The sequence below is a fragment of the Streptomyces synnematoformans genome (genome assembly GCF_039531005.1).
In the GTDB taxonomy this organism is placed as follows: Bacteria; Actinomycetota; Actinomycetes; order Streptomycetales; family Streptomycetaceae; genus Streptomyces; species Streptomyces synnematoformans.
The window spans coordinates 1-9,427 of sequence record NZ_BAAAPF010000278.1 but is presented as its reverse complement, the minus strand read 5'-3'; the positions used below and the strand labels follow the sequence as shown (position 1 = coordinate 9,427).

Genomic DNA, 9,427 nt, shown 5'->3' with positions numbered 1-9,427 from the left:
CCGGCCGCCGGGAGGGCCGCCGAGGTCAGCGGAAGCAGCAGCGCGGCGGCCACGGCGGGCGTCGCCCAGGGTCGTCTTCGCAGGTTCACCCGCGTGCGGGTGGCGGGGGTGGCAGGCAACGGTGCTCCTCAGCTGGATGAAGGACGAGGATAGGCGCGTGCGGTGCGTATCAGGGGTACCGACTGGCCGAGGCAGCCGTCAATCCCTTCCAGCGGCCAGAAAGTTGCACGTCAGCCCGCCTGCCGCGGAGCAGCGCGGCGGCACTGGTCCAGACCGGTGTCGCCGCCCGCCCGCGGCTCGCTGCCGCGACCGCCCCCCGTACGGCCGCCGGGCCAACCCGCCCGGTCGCCCGGCGGCCGGTCAGGGGACCCGGCGGCGCCGGGCGAGCCAGGTCAGCGCGACGACGACCAGCACCAGGAAGCCGCCGCTGACGACCTGCTGGTAGGCGGAGTCGAGCGAGCCGATCTGGTTGATGACGTTCTGGATCACCTTCAGCAGCAGCACGCCGACCAGCGAGCCGCCGACGAAGCCCATGCCGCCGGAGAGCAGCGTGCCGCCGATGACGACGGCGGCGATGGCCTCCAGCTCCATCCCGTAGCCGAGGATGGTCACGCCGGAGTCGAGCCACGCGGCGTTCAGCGCGCCGGCGAAGCCGGCGAGCAGCCCGTTGAGGGTGTAGACCAGCGTCTTGGTACGGGCCACGGGCGCGCCCATCAGCGCGGCGGCGTCCTCGTTGCCGCCGACGGCGTAGACGTGCTGGCCGAAGCGGGTGCGGCGCAGCACGACACCGCCGGCGACGAAGAGCGCGGCGGTGATCCACACGGGTGCGCCGATGCCGAGCAGCTTGCCCTGGCCGAGGTCGGCGAAGAACGAGCCCTCGGCCACGAGGTAGGTGTTGGCGCCCTCGTCGGTGAGGGCCAGCATCAGGCCGCGGGCGCCGAGCATGGCGGCGAGCGTGACGATGAACGGCGCGAGCCGCAGCCGGGCCACGAGCAGCCCGTTGACCAGGCCGATGAGCCCGCAGACGGCCAGCGGCAGCAGCAGCGCCACCACGGTGCCGTGGCGCGAGCCCCAGGCGGCGAGCACGCCGCCGAGCACGAAGACCGAGCCGACGGACAGGTCGATGCCGCCGGTGACGATGACGAAGGTCATGCCCAGGGCGACGATGGCGAGGAAGGCGGAGGAGACCGCCATGTTCTCGACGTTGCCGGTGGTGGCGAAGGAGTCGAAAGACAGCGAGGCGACGGCAGCGATCGCGATCAGCGCGACCAGCGCGCCGTGCTGCTGCGCGAGCGCGCTCAGCCGGTCGCCGCGGCCGTCGCCGGCCGGCTCGCCGGCGTCGTACGCGACGTGCCGGCCGGTGGCGGTCTCGTCTTTCACGACGGTCACCGCTTCCCCCTCTCCCGTGCGGCGGACTGCTCGCCGCAGCGGCCGACCGCGGTCCGCCCGTCGTGCGGCGTCACCGCACCGGCCCGGTTGCGGACCGCGGGCCCATCCTGCCGAGGCCTCACCGCTTCCCCCTCTCCCGTGCGGCGTAGACGGCGAGGATGATCACCACGGCCTGGGCGATCTGCGTCCACGACGGTTCCAGGTCGTGCTTGATCAGGGTGGCCGTCAGCAGCTGGATCAGCACCGCGCCGGCCACCGTGCCGCCGATGCGGACCCGGCCGCCGGTCAGCGGCGTGCCGCCGACCACCACGGCGGTGATGGCCGACAGCTCCATCAGGTTGCCCAGCGAGGTGGGGTCGCTGGCCGAGAGCCGGGCGGTGGCCAGGAAGCCGGCGACCGCGGCGAGCACGCCGGAGGCGACGTACACCACGATCAGCACCCGGCGCACCGGCAGCCCCGCGAGCCGGGCCGCGGGGCGGCTGTCGCCGATGGCGAGCAGCTGCCGGCCGAAGGTGGTGCGGCGGACGACGAAGCCGACGACGACCGCGAGCGCCGCCGCGATCAGCACCACGTACGGCACGCCGGCGAACTCGCCGGAGCCGAGGGTGGCCATGCCCGGGTCCCGGATGTCCTCCAGCTGCGGCAGCAGCACCAGCGCCAGGCCCCGGGCGCCGACCATCAGCGCGAGGGTGGCGACGATGGGCTGGACCCCGATGAACGCGATGAGCGAGCCGTTGACCAGGCCGACCGCGGCGCCGCCCACGACGGCGACGATCAGCGCGACCCACGGCCCGTACCCCATGTAGAGCGCGAGCAGCGAGGTGGACAGGGCCATGACCGAGCCGACCGACAGGTCGACGCCCTCGCTGCCGATGGCCAGCGCCATGCCGAGCGCGACGATGACGACGGGGGCGACCTGGACGGCCTGGGTGCGGAAGTTCTCGGCGGACAGGAAGTTCGGCGTGAAGGCGATGTTGACGAGCAGCAGGAGGGCGACGCCGAGGTAGACGCCGTACTCCTGCAGCCAGCGCAGCACCCGCTCGCGGTCGGCGGGCAGCGCGCGGCGCAGCGTGAGGTCAGCCACGGCCGCCCTCCTTTCCGGGCCCGGCCGCTCCGGCGCCCGGCCCGGCGGCGGCCGCGATGGCCTCCATGAGCCGGTCCTCGGTGACGTCGTCGCCGGTCAGCTCGCCGACCACGGCGCCGTCCCGGAGCACCACGACGCGGTCGGACCCCTCGATCAGCTCCTCCACGTCGGAGGAGATCAGCAGCACGCCGAGGCCGTCCTCGGCGAGTTCGTCGACGAGCTTCTGCACCTCGGCCTTGGCACCGACGTCGATGCCGCGGGTCGGCTCGTCCAGCAGCAGCACCTTGGGCTGCATGGCGAGCCAGCGGGCCAGCAGGACCTTCTGCTGGTTGCCGCCGGACAGTTCGCCGACCTTCTGGTGGGTGCTGGCGGCCTTGATACGCAGCCTGCTGACGAAGGTGTCGACGACGGCGTCGATCCGGGCCTCGGAGACCAGCCCGTAGCGGGACATGCGCGGCAGCGCGGCCAGCGCGATGTTCTCGCGGACCGACAGCCCCGGCACGATGCCCTCCGACTTGCGGTCCTCCGGCAGCAGGCTGACGCCGGCGCGGATCGCGGCCGGCGTGGACCCGGTGCGTACGGGTACGCCCGCGACGGTGACGCGGCCGGCGCCCAGCGGCAGGGCGCCGGCGATGGCCTTGGCGGTCTCGGTGCGGCCGGAGCCGAGGAGCCCGCCGAGGCCGACGACCTCGCCGGGGCGTACGTCGAGGGAGACGTCGTGCAGCTCGTGCCGGCGTGTCAGGCCCGCGGCGCGCAGCACCGGTTCCGCGCCGGCCCGGCCCTCGTGGTGGCCGCCGGAGAACTTGGTCGTACCCTCGGCGCTCACCTCGCCCATCTCCCGGCCGAGCATGAGGGAGACCAGCCGGAGCCGGTCGAGGCCGGCGAGCGGGCCGGTGTGCACGACGCGGCCGTCGCGGAGCACGGTGACGGCGTCGCAGACCGCGTACAGCTCGTCGAGGCGGTGGCTGACGTAGACGACGGCGACGCCGTCGGCGCGCAGCCGGTCGATGACGCCGAAGAGGGTGTCGACCTCGCGGGGTTCGAGGGAGGAGGTGGGCTCGTCCATGACGACGACGTCGGTCCGGCCGGCCGCGGAGACGGCGCGGGCGAGGGCGACCATCTGCTGGGCGCCGACGCCGAGTTCGGCGAGCGGGCGGCGGACGTCGACGCGGACGCCGTAGTCGAGGAGCATGCGCGCGGCCTCGCGGTGCATCCGGCCGAAGTCGATGAGGCCGCCGCGGCGGCGCGGCTCGCGGCCGAGCAGGAGGTTGCGGGCCACGCTCATCACCGGGATGAGGTTGACCTCCTGGTAGATGGTCGAGATGCCGGCCTGCTGGGCGGCGAGCGGGGTGGCGAAGGACGCCGGCTCGCCGCGGTAGGTCAGCTCGCCCTCGTCGGGCCGGTAGACGCCGGTGAGGACCTTGATGAGGGTGGACTTCCCGGCGCCGTTCTCGCCGACGAGGGCGTGCACCTCGCCGGCGCGGGCGGTGAAGTCGACGCCGTCCAGGGCGAGGACGCCGGGGAAACGCTTGGTCAGGTCGCGTACCGCGAGGACTCCGGGGCCGGCGGGGCGCTCCGCCGCGCCGGCCGGGCCGGCGGGCGGGGCGGGCCCGTCCGGCGCGGGCCGCCCGGCCGGTTCGTTCGCTGCGGCCATCGGCGTCAGTACGCCTTGCCGAGGTCCGCCTCGGCCTCGTGCCCGGTGTACTCGCTGTCCTCGATCACGAGGTCCTGACCGACCTCCTCGCCCTTGGTGAAGGCGTCGAGGGTCTCGAACGCCAGCGGGCCGAAGCGCGGGTTGGACTCGATCACGGCGTCGATCGAGCCGTCGACGATGCCCTGGACGGCGTTGCGGGTGCCGTCGATGGTGACGATCTTGACCGCGCCGGGCTCCTTGCCCGCGCCCTTGAGGGCGGTGACGGCGCCGAGGCCCATCTCGTCGTTCTCGGCGTAGATCCCGGTGATGTCGGGGTTGGACTGGATGAGCTGCTCGGTGACCTGCTGGCCCTTCTCGCGGACGAACTCGCCGGTCTGCTCGAAGACGATCTCCATCTCCGGGGCCTTCTCGGCGATGCGGTCCTTGAAGCCCTTCGTGCGCTCGGTGGTGACGTTGTTGCCGGGCGCGCCCAGCAGGATGGCGATCTCGCCCTTGCCGCCGGTGGCCTCGACCATCTTGTCGGCGGCCCGCTTGCCCTGCTCCGTGAAGTCGGAGCCGATGAAGCTCACGTAGTCCTTGCACGGCTCGGCGTTGATCTTCCGGTCGATGGTGACGATCGGGATCTTCTTGTCCGCGGCGGACTTCAGCACCGGGTCCCAGCCGTCGGAGTTCAGCGGGGCGATGACCAGCAGGTCGGCGCCCTTGGAGATGAGCGCCTGCACGTCGCTGATCTGCTTGGAGAACTGCGACTGGGCGTTGGCGGTGAGCAGCTCGACGCCGCGCTTGCCGGCCTCGTCCTTGATGGAGGCGGTCTCGGCGATGCGGAAGGGGTTGGCCTCCTTCTCGGACTGCGAGAAGCCGACCGTGGCGTCGGCGAGGTCGATCTTCTCGCCGCCGTAGTCGGCGATCGTGCAGGTGGGGCCTGAGCCTCCGGTGACCTGCTGCTCGCTGCCCTCGGCCTGCTCGGAGCCGGCGGCGCCGGTGCTCCCCTCGTCGTCGTCCTCGGACTTGGCGCAGCCGGCCGCGAGCGCGAGGCTCGCGCTGAGCGCGACGGCGAGCAGGGTTCTGGCGGCGGTACGGGCGTGCGGCTTCATGGTGATACCCCGATTCGGGCGGTGGAGTACGAGGGGCCGGACCGCTGCGCGGGACCGGAGGAATCACGGGATGTTTTACATCGTTGGAAGGAGGCTGTAAACACCTCCCGCAGCACGGATTTGTCCGGTGGAGATCGCCACGGCCCTTGGTGCGCACGGGAGTTGACGCCCCCTCAGCGCGGCGCCGGGGCAGGCCGCGGCGTCCGCCCGGGGGCCGTCCCGGGCGGGCGCCGCGAAGCGGTCAGCGGCCCCCGCGACCGCGCGTGCTCTCCCGCTCCACCAGCGAGAACGCGGGGTGCATCTCCTGCGACTCGGGGACGCCGCCGTCGCCGTGGACGGCGTCGAGGCGCTTGACCACCGACTCCACCGCGAGCCGGGCGATGGCCCGCTTGTCGGGCGCGATGGTGGTCAGCGTGACGGCCCCGTACCGGCTCTCGGTGACGTCGTCGAAGCCGACGACCGCGACGTCCTCCGGCACCCGCAGGCCCCGTTCGGACATCACCCGCATCGCGCCGATCGCGATCAGGTCGTTGTACGCGAAGACCGCGTCCGGCCGCTGCCCGGAGTCCAGCAGCCGCGCCATGGCCGCCGCGCCGTCCGCCCGCTCCCAGCCCTCGCTGTACCCGACCAGCGCCTCGTCCACCGGCACACCGCGGTCCGCAAGCTCCGCCCGCCAGCCGAGAAGGCGCAGGTGGGCGGGTTGCTGCGCGCGGTCCTCGCGGGCGCCGAGGAACGCGATCCGGCGCCGGCCGAGGTCCAGCAGATGGCCGACCGCCTGCCGGGCGGCGGCGATGTTGTCGATCGCGATGTGGTCGTACGGCAGGTCGTAGCGCCGCTCGCCGAGCAGCACCAGCGGGGTCTCCTCGGCCCGACCGCGCAGGTCCTCGGTCTCCAGCTCCAGCGGGCTGAGGATCAGCCCGTCCATCACCCGGGCCCGGAAGCCCTGGCAGACCAGCAGCTCCAGCTCGCGCCGGCCCTGGGTGTGGTCGAGCAGCACGGTGAAGTCGTGCCGCGCGGCCTCGTCGATGACGTGCCCGGCCAGCTCGGCGAAGTAGGGGTTGCCCAGCTCGGGCACCGCCAGCGCGATGATGCCCGTCCGGCCTTTGCGCAGGTGGCGGGCGGTCAGGTTGGGGCGGTAGCCGAGTTCGTCGATGGCCTGCTGCACCCGCGCCCGCATCGCCGGCGTGACGTGCGGATAGTTGTTGACCACGTTCGAGACGGTCTTCACCGACACGCCCGCCCGCTCGGCCACGTCCTTCAGGCTGACTCTCACCGCGTCCTCCTACGCCGTTTGGTCATGCACTGGACACAACGCAGGAGGCGTGCTGTCATGCCAACTGCCCTTGTTTCCAACGTTATACAAGACGGCCGGGGGCAAAGGGCAGACCCAGCACCCGCATTCTCCGACTTCCGGAGGTATCCGTGCACTCCTCCCTCAGACGCGTACGACGGCGACTACTCCGCTGGCCGACGCCCGTTCTGGCGGCCCTCGCCCTGGCGCTGGTCCCGGCCGGTCCGGGCTTTCCGGCCACCGGTCCCGACCGCCAGGCAGCCGCCGACACCGGCGAGGCCGCCGAGGTCCACGGCCTCAAAGGCGAGTACTACACCCACAGCGCCCCCGGCGTGTTCGACTTCCACGAGTTGAAGGCCACCGCCTACGACCCGTCGCTCGACTTCGACAACCTGGAGCCGCGCATCACGGCCCGTACCGGCCAGGCCGACAGCGTCAGCGTGCGCTGGACCGGCGGGATCACCCCCGAGGCCGGCGGCGCGCACACCTTCCACGTCAGCGCCGACAACGGCTTCCGCCTCTGGGTCGACGGCGACGTCGTCATCGACCACTGGGTGGACGACTGGGACAACGAGCAGACCTCGCAGCCCGTGACCCTGGAGGCGGGCCGCACCTACGACCTGAAGGTGGAGTACTTCGAGAACTACGGCGGCTCCAACTTCCACCTGCGCTGGACCCCGCCCGGCGGCGGGAAGGAGGCCGTCCCGCAGTCCGCTTTCTCGCTCCCCGAGGGCTTCGACTACAACGGCCCGACCGAGGTCGCCGTGCAGCCCGACGGCCGCACGCTGACCCTGGACTTCGCCCAGCCGCTCGCCGCTCCCCCGGCGGCCTTCGACGAGCACCTCCAGACCGTCATCGGCGGCGCCGAGTGGCCGCGCTCCGCGGCCGCGCTCGACCCCGGCGACCCTTCCCGGCTGGTCGTCCCGCTCGACGAGCCCGTCGTCGGCCAGGGCGGCTCCGCCGACGTCCGCTACGACGGACAGGGCGGCCTGACCGGCGCGGACGGCACGGACGTCGGCGAGTTCTGGACCTCGGGCCGCAACGGCTCCGAGTACCAGCTGCGCACCGAGTGGGCCGACGAGGTCGACCCCGACCGGCCCCTCCCCGAGTACCCGCGCCCCCAGCTCACCCGCAAGGACTGGCGGAGCCTGAACGGCACCTGGCAGTTCGCCGGCGCCGAGGAGGGCGAGCGCCCGCCCTTCGACCGCCGGCTGGACGAGAAGATCGTGGTGCCCTACCCGGTCGAGTCCGAGCTGTCCGGCGTCCAGCGGCACGAGGAGCGCATGTGGTACAAGCGCACCTTCACCGTGCCGCGCGACTGGCGCGTCGGTAAGTGGGGCGAGCGGCTGCAGCTGAACTTCGACGCGGTCGACTGGAAGGCCGACGTCTGGCTCAACGGCCGGAAGGTCGCCTCCCACAAGGGCGGCTACGACCGGTTCAGCGCCGACGTCACCGAGGCGCTCAGGCCGTGGGGCAGGCAGGAGCTGGTCGTCGGGGTGTACGACCCGACCGACTCCGCCGACGGCGAGAACCCGCCGATGGGCAAGCAGCGGCTGTCGCCCAGCGGCATCTGGTACACCTCCTCCTCCGGCATCTGGCAGTCGGTGTGGATGGAGCCGGTGCCCCGGCAGCACGTCGAGGACCTGGACATCACCGCGGACGTGGCCGGCGAGCAGGCCGTGGTCGAGGTGCGCGGCGTGCGCGACGGGCTGCCGGTGACCGCCACCGCGTACGACGGCCGCCGCCCGGTCGGCACCGCCACCGGCCGGACCGGCGAGGCGCTGACCGTGCCGGTGCCGGACCCGCGGCTGTGGTCCCCGGACGACCCGCACCTGTACGACCTGAAGGTGAAGGTCGGCCGCGGGCACTCCGCCGACCGGGTGCGCGGCTACTTCGGCATGCGCACCGTGGGCGTCGAGACCGTGGACGGGCAGCGGCGCATGATGCTCAACGGCGCGCCGGTGTTCTCCATGGCCACCCTCGACCAGGGCTTCTGGCCCGAGGGCATCCACACCGCGCCCACCGACGAGGCGCTGAAGTACGACCTGGACATGCACAAGGAGATGGGCTTCAACTCCGTGCGCAAGCACATCAAGGTCGAGCCGGACCGGTGGTTCTACCACGCCGACCGGCTGGGGCTGCTGGTGTGGCAGGACATGCCCTCGATGAACACCAAGACGCCCTCGGACAGCGCCCGCGTGCAGTTCGAACACGAGCTGAAGGAGATGGTCGAGCAGCACGACAGCCACCCCTCGGTGGTCATGTGGGTGACCTTCAACGAGGGCTGGGGCCAGTACGACCAGGCCCGTATCGCGGACTACGCCAAGGAGCTGGACCCGACCCGGCTGGTCAACAACATGAGCGGCCACAACTGCTGCGGCGCGGTCGACGGCGGCAACGGCGACATCTCCGACGCGCACGGCTACCCGAGCGCGCAGCTGCCCGCGCCCGACGGCACCCGTGCGCTGGTCAGCGGCGAGTACGGCGGCCTCGGCCTGGGCATCCCGGGCCACGCCTGGCCCGTGCGACACAGCTACGTCGGCGTGGACCGCGCGGCGTACACCGAGGAGTACCTGATCAAGCTGGCCGAGATCGAGCGGTTCGCCGCGTGCAACGGCAGCAGCGGCGCCGTCTACACCCAGATCACGGATGTGGAGGGCGAGCTGAACGGGCTGCTCACGTACGACCGGAAGATCGTCAAGCCCGATGTGGAACGCATCCGGGCCGCCCATGAGGCGCTCGTCGAGGGAGCCGCCGACGGCACCCTCACCTGCGACGCCTCCTGACCCACCGCCCGCCCCCGGACCCCCTCCCCCGGGCCGCGGCACCCGCCGCGCCCGGAACCGGGGGCGGGCCCCGAGCACCAGGCACCCTGCCCGCACGGACCCCTGGGACCCGACATGCCTCCACCGCTC

General features: G+C 72.7%; 6 protein-coding genes. 1 reads left to right on the top strand and 5 read right to left on the bottom strand.

Going from position 1 to position 9,427, the window contains the following annotated elements; genetic code table 11:
- Positions 1-360: 360 nt before the first annotated feature.
- From ABD317_RS28930 to ABD317_RS28910, 5 genes are all read right to left on the bottom strand, one after another.
- The gene (locus ABD317_RS28930) at positions 361-1,389 is read right to left on the bottom strand and encodes an ABC transporter permease (RefSeq protein WP_344293504.1); all 1,029 of its coding nucleotides are present in this window, start codon (positions 1,387-1,389) and stop codon (positions 361-363) included.
- Positions 1,390-1,507: 118 nt separating this feature from the next.
- On the bottom strand, positions 1,508-2,473 hold the full coding sequence (locus tag ABD317_RS28925; protein WP_344293502.1) for an ABC transporter permease: 966 nt from the start codon (positions 2,471-2,473) through the stop codon (positions 1,508-1,510).
- The gene (locus ABD317_RS28920; RefSeq protein WP_344293500.1) at positions 2,466-4,127 is read right to left on the bottom strand and encodes a sugar ABC transporter ATP-binding protein; all 1,662 of its coding nucleotides are present in this window, start codon (positions 4,125-4,127) and stop codon (positions 2,466-2,468) included. Before ABD317_RS28920 ends, ABD317_RS28925 begins: the two co-directional genes overlap by 8 nt.
- A 5-nt stretch (positions 4,128-4,132) precedes the next feature.
- Entirely contained in the window at positions 4,133-5,221 is a 1,089-nt protein-coding gene (locus ABD317_RS28915; protein ID WP_344293498.1) for an ABC transporter substrate-binding protein, read from the bottom strand.
- A gap of 241 nt (positions 5,222-5,462) precedes the next feature.
- Positions 5,463-6,494, bottom strand: coding sequence for a substrate-binding domain-containing protein (locus ABD317_RS28910; protein ID WP_027757330.1), 1,032 nt, complete (start codon positions 6,492-6,494; stop codon positions 5,463-5,465).
- A 206-nt stretch (positions 6,495-6,700) separates the two neighbouring features.
- Between ABD317_RS28910 and ABD317_RS28905 the strand changes: the two genes are divergently transcribed.
- A complete protein-coding gene (locus ABD317_RS28905; RefSeq protein ID WP_425582460.1) occupies positions 6,701-9,298 on the top strand; it encodes a PA14 domain-containing protein in 2,598 nt (865 codons plus the stop codon).
- Positions 9,299-9,427: the final 129 nt, after the last annotated feature.

Excerpts from the sequence above, each read along its gene's own strand:
- ABD317_RS28915 (WP_344293498.1), bottom strand. The coding sequence starts at position 5,221 with ATGAAGCCGCACGCCCGTACCGCCGCCAGAACCCTGCTCGCCGTCGCG.
- ABD317_RS28920 (WP_344293500.1), bottom strand. The coding sequence starts at position 4,127 with ATGGCCGCAGCGAACGAACCGGCCGGGCGGCCCGCGCCGGACGGGCCC.